Source organism: Methylobacterium sp. Gmos3 (assembly GCF_056430985.1).
Genome location: NZ_JBWJYL010000007.1, coordinates 340,199 through 362,550 on the forward strand (window position 1 = coordinate 340,199; position 22,352 = coordinate 362,550).

The following is a 22,352-nucleotide window of genomic DNA, read 5'->3' on the forward strand; positions in this document are numbered from 1 at the left end:
GGAGGCTCTTATGGGCAAGGAAAAGTTCTCCCGCACCAAGCCGCATTGCAACATCGGCACGATCGGGCACGTGGATCACGGCAAGACGTCGCTGACGGCGGCGATCACGAAGGTGCTGGCCGAGACGGGCGGCGCGACGTTCACGGCCTACGACCAGATCGACAAGGCTCCCGAGGAGAAGGCGCGCGGGATCACGATCTCGACCGCGCACGTGGAGTACGAGACGACGAACCGCCACTACGCGCACGTCGACTGCCCCGGCCACGCCGACTACGTGAAGAACATGATCACGGGCGCGGCGCAGATGGACGGCGCGATCCTGGTGGTGTCGGCGGCCGACGGCCCGATGCCGCAGACCCGCGAGCACATCCTGCTGGCCCGTCAGGTCGGCGTGCCGGCGCTGGTGGTGTTCCTGAACAAGGTCGACCTCGTGGACGACGAGGAGCTCCTCGAGCTCGTCGAGATGGAGGTGCGCGAGCTTCTGTCGAAGTACGACTTCCCCGGCGACGACATCCCGATCACCAAGGGCTCGGCCAAGGTGGCGCTGGACAACGGCGACAAGGCGATCGGCCACGACGCCGTGCTGAAGCTGATGCAGTCGGTGGACGAGTACATCCCGCAGCCGGAGCGCCCGATCGACCTGCCGTTCCTGATGCCGATCGAGGACGTGTTCTCGATCTCGGGTCGCGGCACGGTGGTGACGGGCCGCGTCGAGCGCGGGATCGTGAAGGTCGGTGAGGAAGTCGAGATCGTGGGCATCCGCCCGACGACGAAGACGACGGTGACCGGCGTCGAGATGTTCCGCAAGCTGCTCGACCAGGGCCAGGCGGGCGACAACGTGGGCGTTCTGCTGCGCGGCACGAAGCGCGAGGACGTGGAGCGCGGCCAGGTGGTGTGCAAGCCGGGTTCGGTGAAGCCGCACTCGAAGTTCAAGGCCGAGGCGTACATCCTGACGAAGGAGGAGGGCGGCCGCCACACGCCGTTCTTCACGAACTACCGTCCGCAGTTCTACTTCCGCACGACGGACGTGACCGGCGTGTGCACGCTGCCCGAGGGCACCGAGATGGTGATGCCGGGCGACAACGTGACCATGGACGTGGTGCTGATCGTGCCGGTGGCCATGGAAGAGAAGCTGCGCTTCGCCATCCGCGAGGGCGGCCGCACCGTCGGCGCCGGCGTCGTCGCCGCCATCAACGACTGATCCGGTCGCAACAGAACCTGAAGGGAGGGGCGGGGATCCGCCTCCCCGTCCTCCCTCTCAAGGCCCAAAGGTCATGAACGGTCAAAATATTCGCATTCGCCTTAAGGCGTTCGATCACCGCATCCTCGATGCCTCGACCCGCGAGATCGTCTCGACGGCGAAGCGGACGGGCGCGCAGATCCGGGGCCCGATCCCGCTGCCGACGCACATCGCTCGCTTTACCGTCAACCGCTCGCCGCACATCGACAAGAAGTCGCGCGAGCAGTTCGAGATGCGCACGCACAAGCGTGTCCTCGATATCGTCGATCCGACTCCCCAGACCGTGGACGCGCTGATGAAGCTCGACCTCGCTGCCGGCGTCGACGTGGAGATCAAGCTCTGACCCTTTGAGGGTTAGAGCTTACCGTTTCACCGCGCGGGGGAGATACCTATGCGCTCAGGGGTCATTGCACAGAAGGTCGGCATGACCCGCGTCTTTACGGACGCGGGGGAGCATGTGCCGGTCACGGTGCTCAAGGTCGATCAGTGTCAGGTGGTTGCCCACCGCACGATCGAGAAGAACGGCTACGTCGCGCTGCAGGTCGGTGTCGGCAAGGCCAAGGTCAAGAACGTCTCCGCCGCCGAGCGTGGCCGCTTCGCGGTCGCCAAGGTGGAGCCGAAGAAGAAGCTCGCCGAGTTCCGTGTGTCCGAGGACGCGCTGATCCCGGTCGGCGCCGAGATCACCGCCGATCACTTCATCCCGGGCCAGTTCGTCGACGTGACGGGCACGACCACGGGTAAGGGCTTCGCCGGTGGTATGAAGCGCTGGAACTTCGGCGGTCTGCGTGCCACTCACGGCGTGTCCGTGTCGCACCGTTCGATCGGTTCGACCGGTGGCCGTCAGGATCCGGGCAAGACCTTCAAGAACAAGAAGATGCCGGGCCATCTCGGCGTCGAGCGGGTCACGACCCAGAACCTGCGCGTCGTGCGCACCGATCCCGAGCGGGGCCTGATCCTCGTCGAGGGCGCGGTGCCGGGCGTTGCTGGCGGCTGGATCCAGATCCGCGATGCGGTGAAGCGCAAGCTCCCCGCCGACGTTCCGCTGCCGGGCAAGTTCCGTGAGAACGGTTCCTCCGCCCCGGCCACCGAAGCCCCTGCGGCTGAGGAGACCGCGTGATGAAGCTCGATGTCACCACCCTCGACGGAGCCGGTGCCGGTTCGGTCGAGCTGAACGAAGAGATCTTCGGCCTGGAGCCGCGTGCCGACCTGCTTCAGCGCATGGTCCGCTGGCAGCTCGCCAAGCGTCGCGCCGGCACTCACGCCGTGCAGAACCGCTCGGACGTGAACCGGACCCGCAAGAAGCTCTACAAGCAGAAGGGCACCGGTAACGCCCGCCACGGCGCGGCGTCCGCGCCGCAGTTCCGCGGCGGTGGCCGTGCCTTCGGTCCGGTCGTGCGCGACCACAGCCATGACCTTCCCAAGAAGGTCCGTGCGCTGGCGCTGCGTCACGCCCTGTCCGCCAAGGCGAAGGCCGAAACCCTGATCGTCGTCGACGACATCACGATCGACAACCACAAGACGAAGGGCCTCATCGAGACCTTCGGCAAGATGGGTCTGTCGAACGCCCTGATCATCGGCGGTGCCGAGGTCGACGTGAACTTCGGCCGGGCGGCTCGCGCCATTCCGCAGATCGACGTGCTGCCCGTTCAGGGCATCAACGTCTACGACATCCTGCGCCGCGAGAAGCTCGTGCTCACGAAGGCGGCGGTCGACGCGCTGGAGGAGCGTTTCAAATGAGTGCCGATCCGCGCCACTACGACATCATCGTCTCCCCGGTCATCACCGAGAAGGCGACGAATCTCACCGAACAGAACAAGGTTGTCTTCCGGGTCGCCCCGAAGGCCACCAAGCCGCAGATCAAGGAAGCGGTCGAGAAGCTGTTCGACGTCAAGGTGACGGGCGTCAACACGCTCATCACCAAGGGCAAGAAGAAGGTTTTCCGCGGGCTTCGCGGCCAGCGCTCGGATGTGAAGAAAGCGATCGTGACCCTGGCCGAAGGCCACACGATCGACGTCACCACCGGGCTCTGAGGCAGGATCGAGGACGAGCCGATGGCTTTGAAGACATTCAAACCGGTCACGCCGAGCCTGCGTCAGCTCGTGCTCGTTGACCGCCGTGAGCTTTACAAGGGCAAGCCGGTGAAGGCGCTGACCGAGGGCAAGAGCTCCTCGGGCGGCCGCAACAATCTCGGCCGCATCACCGTGCGTTTCCGCGGTGGTGGGCACAAGCGTTCGCTGCGCAACGTCGATTTCAAGCGTCGTGACCAGCTCAACGTGACCGCGACCGTGGAGCGGATCGAGTACGATCCGAACCGCACCGCGTTCATCGCGCTGATCAACTACCCTGACGGCAAGCAGAGCTACATCCTGGCTCCGCAGCGGCTCGCCGCCGGCGACAAGGTGGTGGCCGGCGAGAACGTGGACATCAAGCCGGGTAATGCCGGCCCGATCGGCTCCATGCCGGTCGGCACGATCGTCCACAACGTCGAGCTGAAGATCGGCAAGGGCGGCGCGATTGCCCGCTCCGCCGGCAACTACGCTCAGATCGTGGGCCGCGACCAGGGCTACGTGACCGTTCGCCTGAACTCGGGCGAGCAGCGTCTCGTGCATGGACAGTGCTTCGCGAGCGTCGGTGCGGTGTCGAACCCGGACCACATGAACATCTCGCTCGGCAAGGCCGGGCGGAACCGCTGGCTCGGCAAGCGCCCGCACAACCGCGGCGTGGCGATGAACCCGGTCGACCACCCGCATGGCGGCGGCGAAGGCCGCACCTCCGGCGGCCGTAACCCGGTCACGCCGTGGGGTGTGCCCACCAAGGGCAAGAAGACCCGGTCCAACAAGCGGACCGACGTCTTCATCCTGTCCAGCCGTCATAACCGCAAGAAGTAACCACCATGGCACGCTCTCTCTGGAAGGGGCCGTTCGTCGACGGCTACCTCTTCAAGAAGGCCGAGGCGGCGCGGGGTTCCTCGCGCTCCGAGGTCATCAAGATCTGGAGCCGCCGCTCCACGATCCTGCCGCAGTTCGTCGGGCTCACGTTCGGCGTTCACAACGGCCAGAAGCACATTCCGGTCTACGTCACCGAGGAAATGGTCGGCCACAAGTTTGGCGAGTTCTCGCCGACCCGCACCTTCCCCGGCCACGCGGCCGACAAGAAGGCGAAGAGGCGCTGATATGGGCAAGCAGGCTACCCCCCGCGCGCTCCCCGAGAACGAAGCCAAGGCGGTTGCGCGCATGCTGCGCGTGTCCCCGCAGAAGCTGAATCTCGTGGCGCAGCTCATCCGTGGGAAGAAGGTGGAGACGGCGCTCGCCGATCTCCAGTTCTCCCGCAAGCGCATCGCCACCGATGTGAAGAAGTGCCTCGAAAGCGCGATCGCCAACGCCGAGAACAACCACGATCTGGATGTCGACGATCTCGTCGTCAGCCAGGCCTTCGTGGGCAAGGCGTTGGTCCTGAAGCGGTTCCACGCCCGTGCCCGCGGCCGCGGCGCGCGCATCCTGAAGCCCTTTTCGAACCTCACCATCGTGGTTCGCGAAGTGCGCGCGGCTGAAGCGGCCTGAGGAGGATCTGATGGGTCAGAAAGTCAACCCGATCGGTCTCCGGCTCGGCATCAACCGGACCTGGGACTCCCGCTGGTTCGCCAACAAGGGCGAATACGCGAAACTCATGCACGAGGACGTCGCGATCCGCGCCGCCCTCATGAAGCAGCTCAAGCAGGCGGCGGTCTCCAAGATCGTCATTGAGCGTCCGCACCGGAAGTGCCGCGTCACCATCCACTCGGGTCGTCCGGGCGTGGTGATCGGCAAGAAGGGCGCGGACATCGAGAAGCTGCGCAAGCTCGTCGGCACCATGACCAAGGCCGACGTGACCATCAACATCGTCGAGGTGCGCAAGCCCGAGATCGACGCCACCCTGGTGGCCGACTCGATCGCCCAGCAGCTCGAGCGTCGTGTCGCCTTCCGTCGCGCCATGAAGCGCGCCGTGCAGTCGGCGATGCGTCTTGGCGCCGAAGGCATCCGGATCAACTGCTCCGGTCGTCTCGGCGGCGCCGAGATCGCCCGTCAGGAGTGGTACCGCGAGGGCCGCGTTCCGCTGCACACCCTGCGTGCGGACGTGGATTACGGGACCGCCACGGCGTTCACGACCTACGGCACCTGCGGTATCAAGGTGTGGGTGTTCAAGGGCGAGATCCTTGAGCACGATCCGATGGCCCAGGACAAGAAGGCCCAGGAAGAGGGCGGCCGCTCCGGCGGGCGCCGCGAGCGCGACGGTGAGGGTGGTCGTGACCGCCCGCGTCGCGAGCGCGAGCACGCGTGAGGTAAGCCATGCTGCAACCCAAGAAGACCAAGTTCCGCAAGCAGTTCAAGGGCCGCATCCACGGTGCGGCCAAGGGCGGCTTCGACCTGAACTTCGGGCAATTCGGCCTGAAGGCGATGGAGCCCGAGCGCGTCACCGCCCGCCAGATCGAAGCTGCCCGCCGCGCCATCACGCGTGAGATGAAGCGTCAGGGCCGTGTCTGGATCCGGGTGTTCCCGGACGTCCCGGTCTCGACCAAGCCGACCGAAGTCCGCATGGGCTCGGGTAAGGGTGCGCCGGACTTCTGGGCCGCGCGCATCCATCCCGGCCGTATCATGTTCGAGGTCGACGGTGTCACCGCCGACATCGCCCGCGAGGCCCTGCGCCTCGGCGCGGCGAAGCTGCCGGTGCGGACCCGCATCATCACGCGCATCGCCGATTAAGGAGATCGTTCGTGAAGACCATCCAACGCCATGCCGACCTGAAGGCGCTCTCCGCCGATCAGCTCGCCGACGAGTTGCTGAACCTGAAGAAGGAGCAGTTCAACCTGCGCTTCCAGGGTGCCACCGGCCAGCTCGAGAACGTTTCCCGCATCCGTGAGGTGCGGCGGGACATCGCCCGGGTGCGTACGCTGCAGCGTCAGCAGACGCTCGCGTCCGCCAAGGCCTGAGGAGAAAACCATGCCGAAGCGCGTCCTGCAGGGCACTGTCGTCAGCGACAAGGGCGAGAAGACCATCGTCGTGAAGGTGGAGCGCCGCTTCACCCACCCGGTGATGAAGAAGACCGTCCGCCGTTCGAAGAACTACCATGCGCACGACGAGGCCAATTCGGCCAAGGTCGGGCAGACGGTGTTCATCGAGGAGTGCCGCCCCTTCTCGAAGCTCAAGACCTGGAAGCTGGTCGAGGGCGAAGCCGCTCCTCAGACTGAGGCCGGCGAAGCCGCCTGAGGCGCGGTCGGGCTCACCGCTCGACCACGCCGCTTTCTCGTAGCTTGACGGCGAAGCGATCCCCCGTGGGATCGCTTCGCCGTTTTGCGTTCGTATCGTCCTCGTCCGTTTCGTCATTGCGAGCGTAGCGAAGCAATCCAGAGAAGCGCCCCGCTTGTGAAGCGCACCCCCGTCCCTGGATTGCTTCGCTACGCTCGCAATGACGGGGTCGGTAACCGAAACAAAAGCGGCCCCGGATTTCTCCGGGGCCGCTCTGCCGAGGCCGGTGGGATGAGGCTTACGCCTCGCCGGGGTCGAGATCGTCTTCGGTCGGCTTGGCGTTCTCGAGGATCTTCTCGGCGACGAGGCCCGAGTTCTGGCGGATCATGCCCTCGATCTTGGCGGCGACCGCCGGGTTGTCCCGCAGGAAACCCTTCGAGTTCTCGCGGCCCTGGCCGAGACGCTGGCTGTCGTGGGAGAACCACGCGCCCGACTTCTCGACGATGCCGGCCTTCACGCCGAGATCGATCAGCTCGCCGACCTTCGAGATGCCCTCGCCGAACATGATGTCGAACTCGACCTGCTTGAACGGCGGAGCGACCTTGTTCTTCACCACCTTCACGCGGACCTGGTTGCCGATGGCCTCGTCGCGCTCCTTGAGCGTCGAGATGCGGCGGATATCCAGGCGCACGGAGGCGTAGAACTTCAGGGCGTTGCCGCCCGTCGTGGTCTCCGGCGAGCCGTACATCACGCCGATCTTCATGCGGATCTGGTTGATGAAGATGACCATGCAGTTCGAGCGGGAGATCGATCCGGTCAGCTTGCGCAGGGCCTGGCTCATCAGGCGGGCCTGAAGGCCGGGCTGGCTCTCGCCCATCTCGCCCTCGATCTCGGCACGGGGCGTCAGCGCCGCCACCGAGTCGACCACCAGCACGTCGATGGCGCCGGAGCGCACCAGCGTGTCGGTGATCTCCAGGGCCTGCTCGCCCGTGTCGGGCTGGGAGATCAGCAGGTCATCGAGGTTCACGCCGAGCTTGCGGGCGTAGACCGGATCGAGGGCGTGCTCGGCATCCACGAAGGCGCAGACGCCGCCCTTCTTCTGGGCCTCGGCGATGGTGTGCAGGGCGAGCGTGGTCTTGCCCGACGATTCCGGGCCGTACACCTCGATCACGCGACCGCGCGGCAAGCCGCCGACGCCCAGCGCGATGTCGAGGCCCAGCGACCCGGTGGAAATCGTCTCGACTTCCTGCACCTTGTCGTTCTTGCCGAGGCGCATGATCGAGCCTTTGCCGAAGGCCCGCTCGATCTGCGACAGGGCGGCGTCGATCGCCTTGGACTTGTCCTTGTCTGCGGGGGGCATATCCAACACTTTCAGCGCGGGCTGGGCCATCTGGCGACGCTCCTTATGGAGAGGATGGGCGCCGATCACAACGCGCCCGCCGGAGCGATTTTGTACTCTCTTTGTTCTCAATCGGCAAGAGCGGGAGCGGCGTTCTCGTCGGCTGGACGGCTGTTTCCAATCTGGGATTGAGAACGCAATCTGCCTGCACGCCGTGGTGCGTCAGGTGCCGCGAATCATGGTCGGGTCCTTCACGACGATCCAATCCTCCACCACGAGGGCGTCGAGGCCGGTGGTGTAGAACATGAGGATCGCGTCCTCCGCCGTGTGGAGGATCGGCTTGCCCATCACGTTGAAGCTCGTGTTGAGCAGCACCGGCACGCCCGTCAGTTCGCGGAACGCCTCGATGAGGGCGGCGTAGGCCGGGTTGCGCTTGGCCGTGACGGTCTGAAGGCGCCCGGTGCCGTCCTCGTGGACGACGGCGGGCACCTTGTCCCGCACGCTCTCCTTCCAGACCAGCGTGCGCTCCATGTAGGGGCTGTCGGCGAAGTCCTCGAACCAGTCCGGTCCGGCGACCGCCAGGATGGACGGGGCGAAGGGGCGGAAGGCCTCGCGGTACTTCACCTTGGCGTTCAGGGCGTCCTTGGCGCCGGCGGGGCGCGGATCGGCCAGAATCGAGCGGTTGCCGAGGGAGCGGGGGCCGAACTCGGCCTGCCCCTGTACCCAGCCGACGAGGCCTCCCGCGGCCAGGATGCGCGCGGCCTCGCGGGTCACGGCGCCGTGGCCGAGCTTGCGGGCGCGGGGCTCGTGCTCGGCGAGGCGTTCCATCGGCGCGGTTGAGACCCGCGCGCCGAGATAGGGCGTCAGCGGCCGGGCTTCCTCCGGCGGGCCGGACCAGTCGGGATGGTCCTCCTGGAAGGCGAGCCACGCCGCGCCGACCGCGTTGCCGTCATCCGCCGGGGCCGAGGGCACGTGCAGCCGGGTGAAGGGCGAGCGGCCGAGCACGCGGCCGTTGTAGGAGGAGTTCAGCCCGCAGCCCCCCGCGATCACGAGGTTTTCGGAGGGGGCGAGGGCATGGGCCTCGGCGACGAGGGCGTCCATGAGGGTGCCGAACAGGTCCTGCCCGCAGCGGGCGAGGTCCGCCCAGCCGTTCTCGATGGCATCGGCGGGGCGGCGGGCCAGGAGTTCGGCGGCGACGCCCCGGATCGTGTCCGCATTGGCGAAGCGCAGGCGCGTGCCCTCCACCCGGCAGAGGCGGGCGAGGATGGCGGCGAGGTCGGGATCGGGGCGGCCATAGGGGGCAAGCCCCATGATCTTCCACTCCTCGCCCTTCACCTGATCGAACCCGGCGAGATCGGTGATGAGGCCGTAGAGGAAGCCCAGCGACCCGCGTCCGCGATGGCGCTTCACCTCCTCGATCCGGCCGTCCCTCAGGCGGTGGATCGCCGAGGCGCCGGTCTCGCCCATGCCGTCGACGGTGAGGGCCGTGGCCTCCGCGAAGGGGCTTCCCCACAATCCGTAGGCGGCGTGGCAGAGGTGGTGCGCATAGCGCCGTTGCCCGACGATGCGCGCGCGGGGCGGGCTGCCGCCGGTCCGCACGTCCTGCGTGAGGGCGAGGAGCGTGCCGAGGCCCGCCCGCGCTTGCGCGAGGTGCAGATCGGCGATGAAGACCCGCTCGGCCTGTTCCGGCACGAAGGACGCGTTGAGATCGACCGGATGCGCGGCGAGCGTCGGCAGGTCGAAGGTGCCCGCCTGGGCCTGCCCCTTCAGGAAGCCGCTGAACTGGTCGCCCCAGGTCGAGGCGACGACGATCTCCGAGCCCGGCGGGACGAATTCGCGGAGCAGGGGCGCGATCCGCGCCGGAGCGTCGGGTTCGCAATTCGGCGCGCGCTTGTATTGCAGGAAGCGCTCCGTCGCCTCGGCGAAGAGCAACGTTCCGTCCGGCCCCACCAGGGCGAGGGCCGGATCGTGGAAGGTGGTCGCGAGACCGAGATAGAACCGCATCCCTGCGGGGTAGCCCGCGCCGCCCCTGCGATCAACGGCCCAGCGCGGCGCGGATCAGGGCGAGGCCGTCCGGGCTCGACCACTCGGCCCCGCCCTTCATCACGCCGATGGTGCAGCCGGCGCCGTCGACCAGCAGCGTCGTGGGCAGGCCCGCCGAATCCGCATGGCGCTGGACGATGGGCAGGACGCGACCACCGGGATCGGCGTAGAACGGCAGGTGGGTGATGCCCGCCTGTTTCAGCCATTCCGGCGGCTTGTCGAGGTTGCGCGTGTCGACGTTGATCGCCACCACGTCGAAGTCCTTGCCCCCCATCTCCGCCTGGAGCCTGTCCAGGGCCGGCATCTCCGCCTTGCAGGGGGCGCACCACGTCGCCCACAGGTTCACCAGCAGCAGCCGGCCCTTCATGGCGGCGAGGCTGGTGTCGGCCCCGTCCGGCCCCTTGAAGGTGAGGTCGGGGGCGGGCTTCGCCTGCTTCGGGGCCTGCATCGCGGCGACTTGGCCTTTCGCGGCGGCATCGACCCGGACGAGAGCAGGGGCGGCGGCGGCGCAGGGGCCGGAGGCCGGACCCCCGTTGCCGCCCACGAGACCGCTCCCGTATAGGGCAAGGCCGGCAAGGCCGAGCGCTGCGAGGCCGCCGCCCGCGATGAGACCTTTGCGGACGGGCATCAGGCTTGCCTCTTGGAATTGGCGCGGCGCGGAAGGATCGACATGAGCAACCGGATGTGGGGCGGGCGCTTCGCGAGCGGCCCCGCCGAGATCATGGAGGAGATCAACGCCTCCATCGGGTTCGACAAGCGCTTGGCGCCCCAGGATATCCGCGGCTCGCTGGCGCATGTCGCGATGCTGGGCAAGGCGGGGATCCTGCCCGCAGAGGATGTGGCGGCGATCGAGGCCGGGCTCAAGTCCGTCCGCGACGAGATCGAGGCTGGCACCTTCGTGTTCAAGCGCGAGCTCGAGGACATCCACATGTCGGTCGAGAGCCGGCTGACGGAGATCGTCGGGCCGGGGGCAGGGCGCCTGCATACGGCGCGCTCGCGCAACGATCAGGTCGCCACCGACATGAAGCTGTGGGTGCGCGACACCCTCGATTCCCTCGACGCCCAGGCCGCCGACCTGCAGCGGGCGCTGGCCGAGAAGGCGCTGGCCCATGCCGGCACGGTGATGCCGGGCTTCACCCACCTGCAATCCGCCCAGCCGGTGACGTTCGGGCATCATTGCCTCGCCTATGTCGAGATGCTGGCCCGTGACCGGGGCCGCTTCCGCGACGCGCGGGCGCGGCTCAACGAATGCCCCCTCGGGGCGGCGGCGCTGGCGGGCACCTCGTTCCCCATCGATCGGCACGCCACGGCGGCGGCCCTGGGCTTCGACCGCCCGACGGCCAATTCCCTCGATTCCGTGGCCGACCGCGACTTCGCCCTGGAATCCCTCGCCGCCGCCTCGATCTGCGCCGTCCACCTGTCGCGCTTCGCGGAGGAACTGGTGGTGTGGACCTCGGCCCAGTTCGGTTTCGTGAAGCTGTCGGACGGCTACACGACCGGCTCCTCGATCATGCCGCAGAAGCGCAACCCGGATGCGGCCGAACTGGTCCGCGCCAAGGCGGGGCGGATCGTGGGCGCGCTCACCGGCCTGCTCATCGTGATGAAGGGCCTGCCGCTCGCCTATTCGAAGGACATGCAGGAGGACAAGGAAGGCACGTTCGATGCCCTCCAGGCCCTCTCGCTCTGCCTCGCGGCCATGACCGGCATGGTGCGGGACCTCGAGCCGGCGGCGGACGTGCTCGCCAAGGCGGCAGGGGCCGGCTTCAGCACCGCCACCGACCTCGCCGACTGGCTCGTGCGCGAACTCGGCATGCCGTTCCGGCAGGCGCACCACGTCACCGGGCGCCTCGTCGGTGCGGCCGCCGCGAAGGGCGTGGGTCTCGAAGACCTCTCGCTCGCGGAGATGCAGGAAGCCGAGCCGAAGATCACCGAGGCGATCTACGCGGTGCTCGGCGTCGAGAACTCGGTGGCGAGCCGCACCAGCTACGGCGGCACGGCACCGGACAACGTCCGCACCCAGGCGCAGGCCTGGCTCGGCCGTCTCGACGAATCCTCACGCTGAGATGATGCGGCGCAACCGGCGAGGCGGTGGTGCGTTCACCGTCTAGCTAGGTGCGTTGCGTTATGGGGGTTGAGCGCGCGACCGGAGAGACCGCACAGCATGTCGATCGAGAGTTGGATGACGCCCGAAGAGGTTGCCGATCTCGCCGCTCATGCGAGCGCCGTCATCGACGCCGCCTTGGTAGGCACTGATCTGGCGCGCGAGACCTATTGGGCCGCCGTCCGGAAGGGCTACAACACCCCCTACAACGATCCCCCGAAGCGTCGGGCGCTCCCCGGGGCCGTGACGGTTCCCGTCGAGGTGGCCGTGCAGGCGGATCTGGCGGAGGAGCCGTCGCCGGCTCTCGTCGTCCCGGCCATCGCCGCCGCCGAGATTCGCGCGGTCTGAGCTGTCCGACGGCTGATCGGTCCACGGCGCTCGTCGCCGGCTGCCTTGCTGTTGTCCCGAGGCGGGTTCATTAATCGATCCCTAACGGCACAGCTCGCTCCGGCTTGCGCCCGCAGGGAATGAATATGGTCCGCGTCTCCCATCTGGTTCCGGTCGGCATCGTCGCTCTCCTCGCCTTTGCCGCCCCACCGGATTCGGTGGCAAGCCGCCTGATCGGCGTCGGATCGGCCGTGGCGCAGGATGCCGAGGCCCCGGCGGCCGATGCGGCGCCGAGTCGCCGCTCCCGCCATGCCTCTCGCCGAAGCAGCCGGAAGGCCGAAAAGAGCCAAGTGACCCCGCCGGGGATGCAGCAGGCGGTGCCGGTGGCGATCTTCGGGGATTGGAACGTCTTCGTGAACGGCGAGGCGCGCAGCCGCATCTGCTACGCCATCGCCCAGCCGCAGACCCGCTCGCCCAAGACCCTGAAGCGCGACAGCGCCTATCTGTTCGTCACGGTGCGCAAGGCCGAGAACGTCCCCAACGAGGTGGCGGTGATGCTCGGCTTCCCCCCGAAGCCCGCCGCCGCGCAGATCAAGGCCGGCTCCCCGGCCGCTCCGACCGACCCGACCCTCAATCTCGGCACGTCCCGCTATGGGCTCGTCGTGAAGGAGGGCAATGCGTGGTTGCAGAACCCGTCGGACGAGACGCGCGTGGTGACGGAAATGAGCGGTCGCGCGCCGAAGCTCACGATCAAGACCACGTCGATGCGTGGCAACCCGACCAGCGACGAATACGAGCTGGCCGGTTTCGCGGACGCGATCAAGCGCGCCCGCGAGGAATGCGCGAAGTAGCCCGGTTGATACGGGCGCGCTTCGCACGCTCATCCTGAGAGACCGGCTGGAAAGGCCGGTTGCAACTCACACGGCGACGGGGCGCGGAGCCTTGCGCGCGCCGGGGCGAGCCAGATCGCGGACGGCGCGGGCCGCCTGCTCCGGGCTGCGGAACAACATGCCGTCGAGGCCGTCGAAATCCCGAGAGGCGGAGAAGAACCGCACGCCGCGATCCTCCGGCACGGCGATCCCGGCCGCGACCTCACCCACTTCGATCACCCGCGCGAGAGCAGGCTCCGTCGTGAAGGGCAGGGGCGGCGGTTCGCCGGAGGGGAGGGGCGTGTCTGTGTGATTCACGGGCGTGACGAACGAGAGGGATATGGGCATCGGACGAGCGACTCCCTGCGGCCGGCGCAAAAGCCGTGCCTGATTGCGGTGACGGGCCGGTGACTTCCGAGACGATCGGAGGCGGCTAGCGTCGACAGCGCGGTTGAGGGTGGTTCGAGATCCGATGCGGGACGAGCATGTCAGTCACGTTGTCCTCCAGACCGAAGGACCGCGAGGCGCAAACGAGCACTCGCAGTGCTTTAGCGTTTGGTGACGCGGCGCAAGCGACGCTTATCAAATCACCGCGGCCGCCCTTTGCAAGGTCGGCACAGTCATGATGATCCCACGTTCACCGAACGTCAACGGAATTGTCTTCCGTTTTTGCGGCCAAGGCGAGTGGAATTGTGACAGTCTAGTTTCGTTGCGTAGCTACACAACGTGGGAATGTAACTTCAACGTGAAATGACTTTAGACAAATTCGAATAATCAGAGAAAATCGAACCAGCGCCGGCGCGCAACAGATCGATACCTTCCGGATCGTGGCCCCAATGCCCGCCGCCGGTGAAGCCGACGACCCGCATCCCCGCCGCCACGGCCGCCGTCACCCCCGGCACGCTGTCCTCGATGACGAGACAGGTGGCCGGAGGGGCGCCCATCCGGTCGGCGGCGAACAGGAACAGGTCCGGGAATGGCTTTCCGCGCGCCACCTGCGCCGAGGAGAAGACGTTGCCGGAGAAGAGCGGCAGCAGGCCTGTGAGAGTCAGGGAGTGGCGCAGCCGCACGGGATCGCTGCTCGACGCGACGCAGATCGGCAGGCCGATCCCCCGGATCGCCTCCGCGACGCCGCGCATCGCCTTCAACTCGCGGTCGAAGGTGGCGAGCGTCTCGGCCTTCACGTCGTCCACGAACCCGTCCGGGGCGGGGATACCGTAATCGCGCTCGATATGGCCCATGATCGAGACCATGGACGTGCCCGCGAAGCGGCTGCGCACCGTGTCGAGGTCGATCGGCACGCCGATGCGGTTGAGGCCGGCGGTGAGGCAGGCGAGGCTCAGGGGCTCGCTGTCCACGAGCACGCCATCGCAATCGAAGATCACGAGGGCGGGTGCCGTCGTTGCCATGCGCGCTCTCTGGCGTTCACCGGAGGGTCGTCCTCCGAAGCGGGGCTGTGGCACGGGGCCCGGCGGCAGGCAACCGCTTGCACCCGCCCGCCGCAGACCGTAGGCGGAATGCCGCGCCGCCCCGGCGCGGTTCGATGACCCGGTGATGCTCCGTTTCCTCGCCCGCCTGCTCGGACTCGTGTTCATGGCCGGCGGCTTCGTCGCCCTCGTCTATGACGGCGCCCGCTCCATCGCGAATAACGGTCTGCGCGTCACCTCCGTGTCGGACGTGATCACCACCCTGTTCAAGGACAAGGCGGGCGCCTTGCAGACGGGGGTGGAGGGCGCGGCGCCCTGGCTGTGGCACGTGCTCGGCCTGCCGCTCACCCTGGCGCCGGCCTCCCTGGTCGGGCTCGTCCTCGGCGCGGTCCTGCTGTGGCTGGGTCAGCCCGGCCGTGAGCCGATCGGCTTCCTGACACGGCCCTGAGGCAGTCCCTCAGCGGCGATCGAGCCGCGCCTCGGCCTCGGCGAGGCGCGCCTTCAGATCGTCGATCTCCGCTTGCATCCGGTGATGCTCCGAGACGTCGAGCTGAGAGGCGAAGAAGTAGACTAGCTTGCCCTTCTCGTCGCGCACGGGGCCGACATACAGGGCGTTGTGGAAGGTCGAGCCGTCCTTGCGGTAGTTCAGGACGTCGATCTTGATGTCGACTTCCTCGCGGATCGCCTTGCGGATCCGGTCGATGGCCTCGGGGTCGGTATCGGGACCCTGCAGGAAGCGGCAATTGCGCCCCGTCACCTCGAGCCGGCTGTAGCCCGTGAGCTTGAGGAAGGCGTCGTTGGCGAACACGATCGGGTTATCGAACTGGCGGGGGTCGGTGACGATCATCGGCATCCGCGTCGCCCGCACCGCCGCCGCGAAGGGATCACCGAGCTGCGCCTCGCCTTCGAGGCTGCCCAGGAGACGGGTGGTGGCTTGGTCCGATCCCACCTGTACCACCCCCTCACCGGGCGCCGCGCCGCCCCACGGACGAGTACAACCAGAAATACGCACCCATGGTCTAGTGCCTGGGGAGAGCTTTCCTGCTGCGGCGAAGAGGAGACTTCGCTTTCGCGACGGAACGCGCCACCCCATATTGACGACAGTCCGATCAATTCGAGGGGGCGAGCGATGTTCCTATTCCGCAAGAAGGTTGAGATGCCGAACGCGGCCGAAGCTCTGCCGGGGCGTCCGACGCCCCTCCCGACCGCCGAGCGGCATTACGTGAACGGCCATCCGCTGAAAGGCCCCTATCCCGCGGGCACCGAGACCATCGTGCTCGGTCTCGGCTGTTTCTGGGGCGCGGAGCGGCGCTTCTGGCAGGTGCCGGAGGGCGTGTTCGTGACGGCGGTCGGCTATGCGGGCGGCTACACGCCGAACCCGACCTACGAGGAAGTGTGCACCGGCCGCACCGGCCATAACGAGGTGGTGCTGGTCGCCTTCGACCCAGCCGTCCTGCCCCTCGACGCGCTGCTGCGCATCTTCTTCGAGAGCCACAACCCGACCCAGGGCATGCGCCAGGGCAACGATGTCGGCACGCAGTACCGCTCCGGCATCTACACCAACGGCCCGGAGCAGGCCGGCACCGCCGAGGCCGTGCGCGCGGCCTATGCCGGCGCCCTGCGCGAGCGGGGTTTCGGCGACGTGACGACCGAGATCGTACCGCTCGAGACGTTCTACTTCGCCGAGGAGTATCATCAGCAATATCTGGCCAAGAACCCCGGCGGCTATTGCGGCCTCGGCGGCACGGGCGTCAGTTGCCCCATCGGCGTCGGCGTTCCGGCCTGAGCCTCAGCCGGCCGGCTTCCTCGTCACCGGCTTCAGGATCCCCGTCGCGCTCGCCACCGGGACGCCCTCGGCGTCCCGGATCTCGGCCTCGCAGAACAGGATCGAGCGCCCGCCCTTCGTGACGCGGCCCATCGCTTCCAGCGTGCCCCGGCCAGGGCTGAGAAAGCGGGTCTGCATGTCGAGGGTCACGACCGGGCAGCCCGAGGCGAGCCGGGCGGCGGTCCCCAGGGCGACGTCGAGCAGCGTGCAGAGGATGCCTCCATGGGCGATGCCGAGATTGTTGGTATGCTCAGGGCGCATGACAAGCCTGAGTCTCGTGCGGCCCTCCGTGACATCTATTGCTTCTATTCCACAGAACCGCACGAACGGAATCTGTGCTCCGAAAATGCTGTCGGGATCCCACTCATTCATCGCTGGGCTTCTCCGCCGCGACCCGGTAGCGCCTCGGCAGCCTGACGCATGCCACGGTTACACAGTGCAGGCATACCAGGTACGGCAAGTTTAGACCTATAAATCTCGAGGTCGGTACTACTCACGCGAAGCCCCTGAAAAGGGAGAGCCGGCACGAAGGCGAACGGAAGCGTGTCAGAGGTTGCTTCGAGCAGGAAGTTCCGTTTCGGACGACTGCGCCTGGAGCCTTTGCGAATAATCATGACAGATTTCTATGGGACTGACGAAAATTCTGTTCTCATGTCTCTTGATTTTGGCACGCAAACGTTAGAACCGTCGCTGAAGCCCCAAGGAGAGGGAATCAAAGATGGACGATACGGCAGCAGTCCCCTACGAGAGCTTGATCGAGCAAGCGTCGGATATCGTGTCCGCCTATGTCTCGAATAATTCAGTCCCGGTCGGGGAACTGCCAGCGCTTCTGGCCGGCGTGCATGAAGCGCTTCTCAAGCTTGCTTCGCCCGCGCCGGCCACGCCGGAGGTCGCCGACAAGCCGACACCCGCACAGATCCGCAAATCCATCACGCCGGATGCGCTGATTTCGTTCATTGACGGCAAGCCCTACAAGACCCTGAAGCGTCACCTCTCACGCAATGGTCTGACGATCGAGCAGTACCGTGAGCGGTATGGCTTGCCGCGTGACTATCCCTCCACCGCCGCCAGCTATTCGGCCCAGCGGTCCGAGCTCGCCCGCAGCCTGGGCCTCGGCCAGCAGCGCCGCAAGTCGGCCGCCTCCGCGGTCGAGGAGGAGCCTGCCGCGCAGGAGGAGCCGGCCGAGAAGCCGAAGCGCGCCCCCCGCGCCCGCAAGACGAAGGAGCCGGCCTAGTCGCCGCGGTCTTCCCGCTGGGAAGACCTTCCGAGATGGGGGCGCAGCGCCCCCGTTCTCATCGGGACCATGCCGCTTCCTCAAGGTGCCGGCCCTTCGGGGTCAGGCACCTTTTGTGTATCAGCGGGCGCCGCCGCCGCCACCGGTGCTGCCGTTCGGCACGGCGAGCTCGGGCCGTCCGGCATTGCCGCCCGCCGCCGAATTCGAGGTGTAGGTCTCCGCGCCCGTCGCGCCCCGAGGGATCGTCACGCTCACGTCGCCGCCCGTGTTGTTGCGGTTGATGATCGCGAAGCCGCCCGGCGGGGGCGGCGGGGCGAAGCCGGGCGGGAGGGGCTGGGCCATGACGCTTCCCGCCGCCATCGGCAGGGCGACCAGCGCCGCGAGGCGAATGCCCATCGTCTTCATGCTCTGCTCCTTCGTTTCTCTTGTCGAAGACATGTGAGCCAAGACATGGGACCGGGCGGCCACCCGTGGAAGAGCGACCGATGCGCCGCTATCTGTCCGTGACGGCCGGTACATCCGGCCCCGTGTCCCGGAGATCGGATTGGGCCAACGTTACGGGCTGGAGATCCGCGCCGCCTCCGCCGCCGACGCGCCGGGCCTCGCCGCCCTCTTCGCGGACCTCGGTCGCAGCGCCGATCACATCGCCCTCGCGAGCCAGATCGAAGCCCTGACGAGGGCGGGCGGAAGCGCGCTGATCGCCGTGGAATGGGGGCCGCCGAGCGGGCTCATCGCCCTGCAGATCCTGCACGACCTTGCCACCGCCCGTCCGGCCGGCCTCATCGTCACCCTCGCCGTCGCGCCGGAGTCCCGCCGACGTGGGATCGGGCGGCTGCTCGTGAAGGCCGCCTCTCGCTCGGCCCGTCTCGCGGGCTGCGACCGGCTGCTCGTGGTGCCGGATCGCGGAGCGGCGGGTCTCGCGGAGTTCGCGGGCGCGACCGGCTTCCTGCCGGAAGGGGGCTTCCTCGTCCGGCCGCTGCTGCGGCGCGGCGGCCAGGAGGAGTGAGGCGGTCCCGCGCTGGTGCAGGTCGGTTCGGGCACAGCTTAAAGGTCGATTCACGCCGCTGCCTTAGGTTCGGCTAACGGTACTCGTGCGTAAACCGGTCCCTGATGCCTGCATCCGATGCGCTGCCGGACCTTTCCGGGCTCCTCGAACTGTCGAGGATCGAACAGCTCGATCTCAAGCCCGTCATCCTGCGCGTGCAGACGGACCTCTACTTGCGCGCACCTCGCCGGGACCGGGCGATGCGCGAGACTTTCGCGTCCCTGGCCTGCGGACTGATCCCCACCGTCGATCAGGAGACCGTTCGGATCGTCGCGGAGAAGCTCCGCGATCATCCCGAGACGCCACCTTCCGTCCTAGAGGCCCTGGCCGCGCGCGGCAACGGCGCGGTGCCGGCGGCGGGAACGGGGACGACGGACAAGACGGGGGATGAGGCGCCGCTGGCGGCCATGCTGACGGCCCGTCTCGCCGCGCTGCCCACCCTGCGGCGCGAGGCGGTCGAGGATCTGTCCTGCGATGGGCGACCGGAAGTCGATCTGGCCCTTGCGCTCAATCAGGGGGTGACGCTCGACGGCGAGCCCCTGCGCCGGCTGGTCGGCCGGGCACGCCGCGCCGCGGATCTCGCCCGCATCATCCTGAAGCGGCCCGAACTCGCGCCGGCCGAACTGACGCCCCTCTACCTTCATGCCGATCCGGCCATGCGTGAGGCCATCGTCAGGGCCGTCGAGGCAACCGCTGGATTGCGGCCGTGTCCGCCGGTGCCGCGCGGCCTCGGCGCGGCGCTCACGGCCCTTTCTACCGACCGGGACGTGCCCGCCTTTGTCGAAACGCTCGCCGCATCCCTCGGCCTGCCGGGCGATTTCGTGACCGAAGCCGACGAACCCGATGCCCGATACGACCTCCTGACGCTGGCCATGCGCGCGGCAGGCTTGCACGAGGACGAGGCGGTCTACGTCTTCCTGACCCTGAACCAGGGCGTCGCGCGTTCGGCGCAGCGGGTTTCGGCGCTGGTGGCCGTGTTCCGCTCCATGAGCCGCGCCGCAGCCCGCGACCTGCTGGCCGCCCTCCTCGACAGGCCCGTCGCCGAGCGGACGCCGGACCTTCACAGGCCCTATCACGGGCCGGAAGCCTCCTTCCGCCACGGCGCGGAACGCGCGGCCCCGCAGCGCACGGCGCCGCCCGTGCGAAACCGGCTCGACGGCAGCCGCTAGGTTTCGCGTCGAGCCCCCGGCCTCAAGGCCGCGCCACGCCGCGCCAGGCGGGATTGCGATCGGCCTCGCTGAGCGTATCGCGGGAGGCCGATGGTTCCTCGGCGCCGGCCCTTCGGCTCAGTTCGGCGATCAGGCCCTTGGCGAGGACGTCGCGAGCCACGCGCTCGCGGGTCTCGACCGGCACGAGGGCCGAGACGGACGGGGCGATTGCCTTCGCGGAGGGGAGGGGGGCGAGCTTGCGCGCCTCTTCGACGGGGTCGGCGCCACCGCGCAGCAGCGCGAAATAGGACAGCGCCCCGACCACCAGGACGATGCGCAGGACGAACAGCATCGGGCGACCCTTCGTGAATCTGACGCGCACGATTGGCCGGGTTCGGTGAAGCGGGCGTCAACCGTTCGCGCCATTTCCGCGGCATGGTGAACGTATTCACCATCGATCTCGGTTACTTCGTGGAAAGCATCTCCAGCGGTCGTCGAAGTCCCGCAACACTCGTTTAAGGGCGGTCTGAGAGCTTATTCGTGTCGTTCGAAGTCGAACAGGAAGCGTTTCGGGTGTCTGACAAGCACCTCGGCGCCGCGCGTGTGAGTCTTGACCATTCATAAAGTCCTGACCAGCCTGTTCGACGAGCGCCTCGCCGGTCTCGTTCACCGCTCGGCGAGCGAGGATTCGGGCATGCGGCACCGCCACGAGCGGTTCCTCGTCTCCCGCCTCGCCACCGGTCTCGTCACCATGGCCGCGCTGCCGCCCTATCTGCTGTGGCGGGGTGTCCCCTCCGCCATCGAGGCCGCGGCCTTCGCGAGCCTGCTCCTGCCGGTCCTCGCCGCCGTCCTTCTCTCGCGCACCGGCTCGCTCTGGATCGCCCACGCGGTCTCATCGGCCGGGCTCACCGGCCTCGTCGTCTGCCTCGCCATGATGACCGGCGGCCCGGCCTCGCCCGCCGCCGTGTGGCTGGCGGTCATTCCCCTGGAAGCCCTGGTCTCGGGTTCGTGGCGCGCCACCATGGCGGCGACGGTGCTCGCCGCCCTCGGCATCGGGGCCGTGCTGCTCGGTGCGCTCTGGCTCGGCTCGGAGCCGGTGATCCCCCTCCCGGTGAACATCGCCCTTCCGGTCTTCGCCCTGGCCGCCCTCGGCCATGTCGCGGCCCAGGCCCTCGAGCACCTGCGCAACGAGGGCGCGTGGCGCGAGCGTCTACGCAGCAACGAAGCCCGTGACCGCCTGCTGCTCTCGGCCATCGACGATCTGGTCACATGGCACGATTGCAACGGCCGGGTGATCGAGGCCTCGGCCTCCGCGATCAAGCTTGTCGGCAGCGAGGCGGCGAGCCTGCGCGGCCATGGCCTGCTGAAGCGCGTCCATGTCGCCGACCGTCCGGCCCTGCTCAGTGCGCTGAGCGACGTCGCGGCCACCGGCCGCCCGGCGACGCTGGCCGTGCGGCTCCATGTCGACCCGGCCGCCCGCCGCACCGACCGCGCCGACCTGATCCATGTCGAGATGCGCGCCCACCGCATCGCCGATGCGGGCGTCGCCGGCGAGATGACGGTCGTCGCCGTCACCCGCGACATGACCGAGCATCACCGCCACGCCCAGGAACTGGAGGCGGCGCGCACGGCCGCCGAACTCGCCGACGCAGTGAAGGGTCGCTTCCTGGCGAACGTCACCCACGAGCTGCGCACGCCGCTCAACGCCATCATCGGCTTCTCCGAGGTCCTGTCCGGGGCCGGCGGCATCAAGCTCGGGCCGGATCAATCGCGGGAATACGCCGGAGTCATCCAGCAATCGGGCCGCCACCTCCTCGACGTGGTCAACACGCTGCTCGACATGAGCCGGATCCAGAGCGGCAATTTCGACTACAAGCCGGACATGATGGACGCGTCCGAACTGGTGCTGTCCTGCTGCAACCTGATGAAGCTCAAGGCCGGCGAGGGCGAGGTCCAGCTCATCGCCAACCCGACCGGTCCGCAGGAGATCGTGGCCGATCCCCGCGCCTGCCGTCAGGTGCTCATCAACCTCATCTCGAACGCCCTGAAATACACGGGCGCGGGCGGCACCGTGGCGGTCAGCCTGCACCGGGCGGTGGACGGGCTCGAGATCACCGTTGCCGATACCGGCGTCGGCATCGCCGCCGACGATCTGCCGCGCCTCGGCACCCCGTTCTTCCAGGCGGGCACCAGCGGCTATGCGCGCAGCCACGAGGGCACGGGCCTCGGACTCTCGGTTGTACAGGGTCTCGTCGGCCTGCACGGCGGCACGATCCGCATCGAGAGCGCGCCGGGCCTCGGAACCATCGTGACGGTGACACTTCCTTATGCCGGTTGCGACCAAGATGCGCCGGGCGGCCCCGCGCCGATCTTCACCGCCATCCGCGGTGCGGCGCAGGCAAAGCCCAAGGTTGTGAGGCTTCCCCTCGGCCTGTTCGACCCCGAGCCGATTTCCGGCGCGGTGGCGGCGTCCGATCTGACCGCATCGGTTCCGTTCCGGCGGGCCGGCTGAGGAGAGCCTGGAAGGAGATT

30 protein-coding genes are annotated in these 22,352 nt (G+C 68.0%); 21 read left to right on the forward strand and 9 right to left on the reverse strand.

All coding sequences use genetic code 11. The features are described from left to right. Nucleotides 1-10: 10 nt before the first annotated feature. The 12 genes from tuf (at nucleotide 11) to rpsQ (ending at nucleotide 6,483) form a co-directional block, all read left to right on the forward strand. Nucleotides 11-1,201, forward strand: a complete 1,191-nt coding sequence (gene tuf / locus ACS5Q7_RS16915; RefSeq protein WP_478340381.1) for an elongation factor Tu — start codon at nucleotides 11-13, stop codon at nucleotides 1,199-1,201. A 73-nt stretch (nucleotides 1,202-1,274) separates the two neighbouring features. Beyond that, nucleotides 1,275-1,583, forward strand: coding sequence for a 30S ribosomal protein S10 (rpsJ, locus tag ACS5Q7_RS16920; RefSeq protein WP_238206654.1), 309 nt, complete (start codon nucleotides 1,275-1,277; stop codon nucleotides 1,581-1,583). Nucleotides 1,584-1,631: 48 nt separating this feature from the next. Next, the gene (gene rplC / locus ACS5Q7_RS16925) at nucleotides 1,632-2,357 is read left to right on the forward strand and encodes a 50S ribosomal protein L3 (protein ID WP_478340447.1); all 726 of its coding nucleotides are present in this window, start codon (nucleotides 1,632-1,634) and stop codon (nucleotides 2,355-2,357) included. After that, nucleotides 2,357-2,977 carry a 50S ribosomal protein L4 gene (gene rplD, locus ACS5Q7_RS16930; RefSeq protein WP_478340448.1) on the forward strand — a complete coding sequence of 207 codons (621 nt, stop codon included), beginning with the start codon at nucleotides 2,357-2,359 and terminating at the stop codon, nucleotides 2,975-2,977. The genes rplC and rplD overlap by 1 nt, the downstream gene beginning before the upstream one ends. Next, nucleotides 2,974-3,270 (forward strand): 50S ribosomal protein L23, encoded by a 297-nt coding sequence (locus ACS5Q7_RS16935; protein ID WP_238206644.1) that lies wholly within the window; start codon nucleotides 2,974-2,976, stop codon nucleotides 3,268-3,270. The genes rplD and ACS5Q7_RS16935 overlap by 4 nt, the downstream gene beginning before the upstream one ends. Nucleotides 3,271-3,291: 21 nt before the next feature. Further along, entirely contained in the window at nucleotides 3,292-4,128 is an 837-nt protein-coding gene (rplB, locus tag ACS5Q7_RS16940) for a 50S ribosomal protein L2 (protein WP_378966870.1), read from the forward strand. A gap of 5 nt (nucleotides 4,129-4,133) precedes the next feature. After that, nucleotides 4,134-4,412 carry a 30S ribosomal protein S19 gene (gene rpsS / locus ACS5Q7_RS16945; RefSeq protein ID WP_012319190.1) on the forward strand — a complete coding sequence of 93 codons (279 nt, stop codon included), beginning with the start codon at nucleotides 4,134-4,136 and terminating at the stop codon, nucleotides 4,410-4,412. A gap of 1 nt (nucleotide 4,413) precedes the next feature. Continuing rightward, the gene (rplV, locus tag ACS5Q7_RS16950) at nucleotides 4,414-4,800 is read left to right on the forward strand and encodes a 50S ribosomal protein L22 (protein WP_238206638.1); all 387 of its coding nucleotides are present in this window, start codon (nucleotides 4,414-4,416) and stop codon (nucleotides 4,798-4,800) included. A 10-nt stretch (nucleotides 4,801-4,810) separates the two neighbouring features. Further along, nucleotides 4,811-5,557 (forward strand): 30S ribosomal protein S3, encoded by a 747-nt coding sequence (rpsC, locus tag ACS5Q7_RS16955; RefSeq protein WP_243954707.1) that lies wholly within the window; start codon nucleotides 4,811-4,813, stop codon nucleotides 5,555-5,557. An 8-nt stretch (nucleotides 5,558-5,565) separates the two neighbouring features. Beyond that, complete coding sequence (gene rplP / locus ACS5Q7_RS16960) at nucleotides 5,566-5,979, forward strand: 50S ribosomal protein L16 (RefSeq protein WP_243954709.1); 414 nt, start codon at nucleotides 5,566-5,568, stop codon at nucleotides 5,977-5,979. Between the two features lie 11 nt (nucleotides 5,980-5,990). Continuing rightward, nucleotides 5,991-6,206: a 50S ribosomal protein L29 gene (gene rpmC / locus ACS5Q7_RS16965; RefSeq protein ID WP_478340449.1), complete on the forward strand. Its 216-nt coding sequence runs from the start codon at nucleotides 5,991-5,993 to the stop codon at nucleotides 6,204-6,206. 10 nt (nucleotides 6,207-6,216) lie between these two features. Then, the gene (gene rpsQ / locus ACS5Q7_RS16970; RefSeq protein ID WP_478340450.1) at nucleotides 6,217-6,483 is read left to right on the forward strand and encodes a 30S ribosomal protein S17; all 267 of its coding nucleotides are present in this window, start codon (nucleotides 6,217-6,219) and stop codon (nucleotides 6,481-6,483) included. A gap of 277 nt (nucleotides 6,484-6,760) precedes the next feature. Here the strand turns inward: rpsQ and recA are convergent, their stop codons facing one another. The 3 genes from recA to tlpA form a co-directional block, all read right to left on the reverse strand. Further along, the gene (recA, locus tag ACS5Q7_RS16975) at nucleotides 6,761-7,822 is read right to left on the reverse strand and encodes a recombinase RecA (RefSeq protein WP_478340498.1); all 1,062 of its coding nucleotides are present in this window, start codon (nucleotides 7,820-7,822) and stop codon (nucleotides 6,761-6,763) included. A 201-nt stretch (nucleotides 7,823-8,023) separates the two neighbouring features. After that, on the reverse strand, nucleotides 8,024-9,805 hold the full coding sequence (locus ACS5Q7_RS16980; protein WP_478340451.1) for a carbamoyltransferase family protein: 1,782 nt from the start codon (nucleotides 9,803-9,805) through the stop codon (nucleotides 8,024-8,026). 31 nt (nucleotides 9,806-9,836) lie between these two features. Beyond that, entirely contained in the window at nucleotides 9,837-10,472 is a 636-nt protein-coding gene (tlpA, locus tag ACS5Q7_RS16985; protein WP_478340452.1) for a thiol:disulfide interchange protein TlpA, read from the reverse strand. A 42-nt stretch (nucleotides 10,473-10,514) separates the two neighbouring features. Between tlpA and argH the strand changes: the two genes are divergently transcribed. From argH to ACS5Q7_RS17000, 3 genes are all read left to right on the forward strand, one after another. After that, a complete protein-coding gene (gene argH, locus ACS5Q7_RS16990) occupies nucleotides 10,515-11,906 on the forward strand; it encodes an argininosuccinate lyase (protein WP_478340453.1) in 1,392 nt (463 codons plus the stop codon). 99 nt (nucleotides 11,907-12,005) lie between these two features. Beyond that, nucleotides 12,006-12,293: a hypothetical protein gene (locus ACS5Q7_RS16995; RefSeq protein WP_478340454.1), complete on the forward strand. Its 288-nt coding sequence runs from the start codon at nucleotides 12,006-12,008 to the stop codon at nucleotides 12,291-12,293. A gap of 125 nt (nucleotides 12,294-12,418) precedes the next feature. Beyond that, complete coding sequence (locus tag ACS5Q7_RS17000; RefSeq protein WP_478340455.1) at nucleotides 12,419-13,123, forward strand: invasion associated locus b family protein; 705 nt, start codon at nucleotides 12,419-12,421, stop codon at nucleotides 13,121-13,123. A 66-nt stretch (nucleotides 13,124-13,189) separates the two neighbouring features. On the opposite strand, the gene ACS5Q7_RS17005 is transcribed toward ACS5Q7_RS17000, so the two are convergent. Both ACS5Q7_RS17005 and ACS5Q7_RS17010 read right to left on the reverse strand, forming a co-directional pair. Further along, on the reverse strand, nucleotides 13,190-13,489 hold the full coding sequence (locus ACS5Q7_RS17005; RefSeq protein ID WP_478340456.1) for a hypothetical protein: 300 nt from the start codon (nucleotides 13,487-13,489) through the stop codon (nucleotides 13,190-13,192). 392 nt (nucleotides 13,490-13,881) lie between these two features. Next, nucleotides 13,882-14,550, reverse strand: a complete 669-nt coding sequence (locus ACS5Q7_RS17010; RefSeq protein ID WP_478340457.1) for an HAD family hydrolase — start codon at nucleotides 14,548-14,550, stop codon at nucleotides 13,882-13,884. A gap of 145 nt (nucleotides 14,551-14,695) precedes the next feature. Here ACS5Q7_RS17010 and ACS5Q7_RS17015 point away from each other — a divergent pair, with 145 nt between their 5' ends. Then, nucleotides 14,696-15,016, forward strand: coding sequence for a PetM family of cytochrome b6f complex subunit 7 (locus tag ACS5Q7_RS17015; RefSeq protein ID WP_478340458.1), 321 nt, complete (start codon nucleotides 14,696-14,698; stop codon nucleotides 15,014-15,016). Nucleotides 15,017-15,025: 9 nt separating this feature from the next. Here the strand turns inward: ACS5Q7_RS17015 and ACS5Q7_RS17020 are convergent, their stop codons facing one another. Next, nucleotides 15,026-15,517, reverse strand: a complete 492-nt coding sequence (locus ACS5Q7_RS17020) for a PAS domain-containing protein (RefSeq protein ID WP_478340459.1) — start codon at nucleotides 15,515-15,517, stop codon at nucleotides 15,026-15,028. Between the two features lie 180 nt (nucleotides 15,518-15,697). Here ACS5Q7_RS17020 and msrA point away from each other — a divergent pair, with 180 nt between their 5' ends. Then, nucleotides 15,698-16,354: a peptide-methionine (S)-S-oxide reductase MsrA gene (msrA, locus tag ACS5Q7_RS17025; protein ID WP_478340460.1), complete on the forward strand. Its 657-nt coding sequence runs from the start codon at nucleotides 15,698-15,700 to the stop codon at nucleotides 16,352-16,354. A 3-nt stretch (nucleotides 16,355-16,357) separates the two neighbouring features. Here the strand turns inward: msrA and ACS5Q7_RS17030 are convergent, their stop codons facing one another. Continuing rightward, a complete protein-coding gene (locus ACS5Q7_RS17030; protein WP_478340461.1) occupies nucleotides 16,358-16,765 on the reverse strand; it encodes a PaaI family thioesterase in 408 nt (135 codons plus the stop codon). A 346-nt stretch (nucleotides 16,766-17,111) separates the two neighbouring features. Here ACS5Q7_RS17030 and ACS5Q7_RS17035 point away from each other — a divergent pair, with 346 nt between their 5' ends. Then, nucleotides 17,112-17,627: a Ros/MucR family transcriptional regulator gene (locus ACS5Q7_RS17035; protein ID WP_478340462.1), complete on the forward strand. Its 516-nt coding sequence runs from the start codon at nucleotides 17,112-17,114 to the stop codon at nucleotides 17,625-17,627. 120 nt (nucleotides 17,628-17,747) lie between these two features. Here the strand turns inward: ACS5Q7_RS17035 and ACS5Q7_RS17040 are convergent, their stop codons facing one another. Beyond that, nucleotides 17,748-18,032 (reverse strand): hypothetical protein, encoded by a 285-nt coding sequence (locus tag ACS5Q7_RS17040; protein WP_478340463.1) that lies wholly within the window; start codon nucleotides 18,030-18,032, stop codon nucleotides 17,748-17,750. A 139-nt stretch (nucleotides 18,033-18,171) separates the two neighbouring features. Here ACS5Q7_RS17040 and ACS5Q7_RS17045 point away from each other — a divergent pair, with 139 nt between their 5' ends. Together ACS5Q7_RS17045 and ACS5Q7_RS17050 are read left to right on the forward strand one after the other, a co-directional pair. Next, nucleotides 18,172-18,633, forward strand: a complete 462-nt coding sequence (locus ACS5Q7_RS17045; protein WP_478340464.1) for a GNAT family N-acetyltransferase — start codon at nucleotides 18,172-18,174, stop codon at nucleotides 18,631-18,633. Nucleotides 18,634-18,737: 104 nt separating this feature from the next. Further along, entirely contained in the window at nucleotides 18,738-19,841 is a 1,104-nt protein-coding gene (locus ACS5Q7_RS17050) for a hypothetical protein (RefSeq protein WP_478340465.1), read from the forward strand. Between the two features lie 22 nt (nucleotides 19,842-19,863). Here the strand turns inward: ACS5Q7_RS17050 and ACS5Q7_RS17055 are convergent, their stop codons facing one another. Then, complete coding sequence (locus ACS5Q7_RS17055; RefSeq protein ID WP_478340466.1) at nucleotides 19,864-20,202, reverse strand: hypothetical protein; 339 nt, start codon at nucleotides 20,200-20,202, stop codon at nucleotides 19,864-19,866. 228 nt (nucleotides 20,203-20,430) lie between these two features. Between ACS5Q7_RS17055 and ACS5Q7_RS17060 the strand changes: the two genes are divergently transcribed. Further along, the gene (locus tag ACS5Q7_RS17060; protein ID WP_478340467.1) at nucleotides 20,431-22,332 is read left to right on the forward strand and encodes a PAS domain-containing sensor histidine kinase; all 1,902 of its coding nucleotides are present in this window, start codon (nucleotides 20,431-20,433) and stop codon (nucleotides 22,330-22,332) included. Nucleotides 22,333-22,352 lie beyond the last annotated feature (20 nt).

What these genes read in the sequence shown, in the direction of transcription:
- rplP (WP_243954709.1), top strand. Translation starts at nt 5,566, where the DNA reads ATGCTGCAACCCAAGAAGACCAAGTTCCGCAAGCAGTTCAAGGGCCGC.
- ACS5Q7_RS16980 (WP_478340451.1), bottom strand. Translation starts at nt 9,805, where the DNA reads ATGCGGTTCTATCTCGGTCTCGCGACCACCTTCCACGATCCGGCCCTC.
- ACS5Q7_RS17015 (WP_478340458.1), top strand. Translation starts at nt 14,696, where the DNA reads ATGCTCCGTTTCCTCGCCCGCCTGCTCGGACTCGTGTTCATGGCCGGC.
- rpsC (WP_243954707.1), top strand. Translation starts at nt 4,811, where the DNA reads ATGGGTCAGAAAGTCAACCCGATCGGTCTCCGGCTCGGCATCAACCGG.
- ACS5Q7_RS17000 (WP_478340455.1), top strand. Translation starts at nt 12,419, where the DNA reads ATGGTCCGCGTCTCCCATCTGGTTCCGGTCGGCATCGTCGCTCTCCTC.
- tlpA (WP_478340452.1), bottom strand. Translation starts at nt 10,472, where the DNA reads ATGCCCGTCCGCAAAGGTCTCATCGCGGGCGGCGGCCTCGCAGCGCTC.
- tuf (WP_478340381.1), top strand. Translation starts at nt 11, where the DNA reads ATGGGCAAGGAAAAGTTCTCCCGCACCAAGCCGCATTGCAACATCGGC.
- rpsJ (WP_238206654.1), top strand. Translation starts at nt 1,275, where the DNA reads ATGAACGGTCAAAATATTCGCATTCGCCTTAAGGCGTTCGATCACCGC.
- ACS5Q7_RS17035 (WP_478340462.1), top strand. Translation starts at nt 17,112, where the DNA reads ATGGACGATACGGCAGCAGTCCCCTACGAGAGCTTGATCGAGCAAGCG.
- rpsS (WP_012319190.1), top strand. Translation starts at nt 4,134, where the DNA reads ATGGCACGCTCTCTCTGGAAGGGGCCGTTCGTCGACGGCTACCTCTTC.
- ACS5Q7_RS17050 (WP_478340465.1), top strand. Translation starts at nt 18,738, where the DNA reads ATGCCTGCATCCGATGCGCTGCCGGACCTTTCCGGGCTCCTCGAACTG.
- ACS5Q7_RS17030 (WP_478340461.1), bottom strand. Translation starts at nt 16,765, where the DNA reads ATGAATGAGTGGGATCCCGACAGCATTTTCGGAGCACAGATTCCGTTC.
- ACS5Q7_RS17005 (WP_478340456.1), bottom strand. Translation starts at nt 13,489, where the DNA reads ATGCCCATATCCCTCTCGTTCGTCACGCCCGTGAATCACACAGACACG.
- rplC (WP_478340447.1), top strand. Translation starts at nt 1,632, where the DNA reads ATGCGCTCAGGGGTCATTGCACAGAAGGTCGGCATGACCCGCGTCTTT.
- msrA (WP_478340460.1), top strand. Translation starts at nt 15,698, where the DNA reads ATGTTCCTATTCCGCAAGAAGGTTGAGATGCCGAACGCGGCCGAAGCT.
- recA (WP_478340498.1), bottom strand. Translation starts at nt 7,822, where the DNA reads ATGCCCCCCGCAGACAAGGACAAGTCCAAGGCGATCGACGCCGCCCTG.
- rpsQ (WP_478340450.1), top strand. Translation starts at nt 6,217, where the DNA reads ATGCCGAAGCGCGTCCTGCAGGGCACTGTCGTCAGCGACAAGGGCGAG.
- rplV (WP_238206638.1), top strand. Translation starts at nt 4,414, where the DNA reads ATGGGCAAGCAGGCTACCCCCCGCGCGCTCCCCGAGAACGAAGCCAAG.
- argH (WP_478340453.1), top strand. Translation starts at nt 10,515, where the DNA reads ATGAGCAACCGGATGTGGGGCGGGCGCTTCGCGAGCGGCCCCGCCGAG.
- ACS5Q7_RS17040 (WP_478340463.1), bottom strand. Translation starts at nt 18,032, where the DNA reads ATGAAGACGATGGGCATTCGCCTCGCGGCGCTGGTCGCCCTGCCGATG.
- rplD (WP_478340448.1), top strand. Translation starts at nt 2,357, where the DNA reads ATGAAGCTCGATGTCACCACCCTCGACGGAGCCGGTGCCGGTTCGGTC.
- ACS5Q7_RS16935 (WP_238206644.1), top strand. Translation starts at nt 2,974, where the DNA reads ATGAGTGCCGATCCGCGCCACTACGACATCATCGTCTCCCCGGTCATC.
- rplB (WP_378966870.1), top strand. Translation starts at nt 3,292, where the DNA reads ATGGCTTTGAAGACATTCAAACCGGTCACGCCGAGCCTGCGTCAGCTC.
- ACS5Q7_RS17010 (WP_478340457.1), bottom strand. Translation starts at nt 14,550, where the DNA reads ATGGCAACGACGGCACCCGCCCTCGTGATCTTCGATTGCGATGGCGTG.
- ACS5Q7_RS16995 (WP_478340454.1), top strand. Translation starts at nt 12,006, where the DNA reads ATGTCGATCGAGAGTTGGATGACGCCCGAAGAGGTTGCCGATCTCGCC.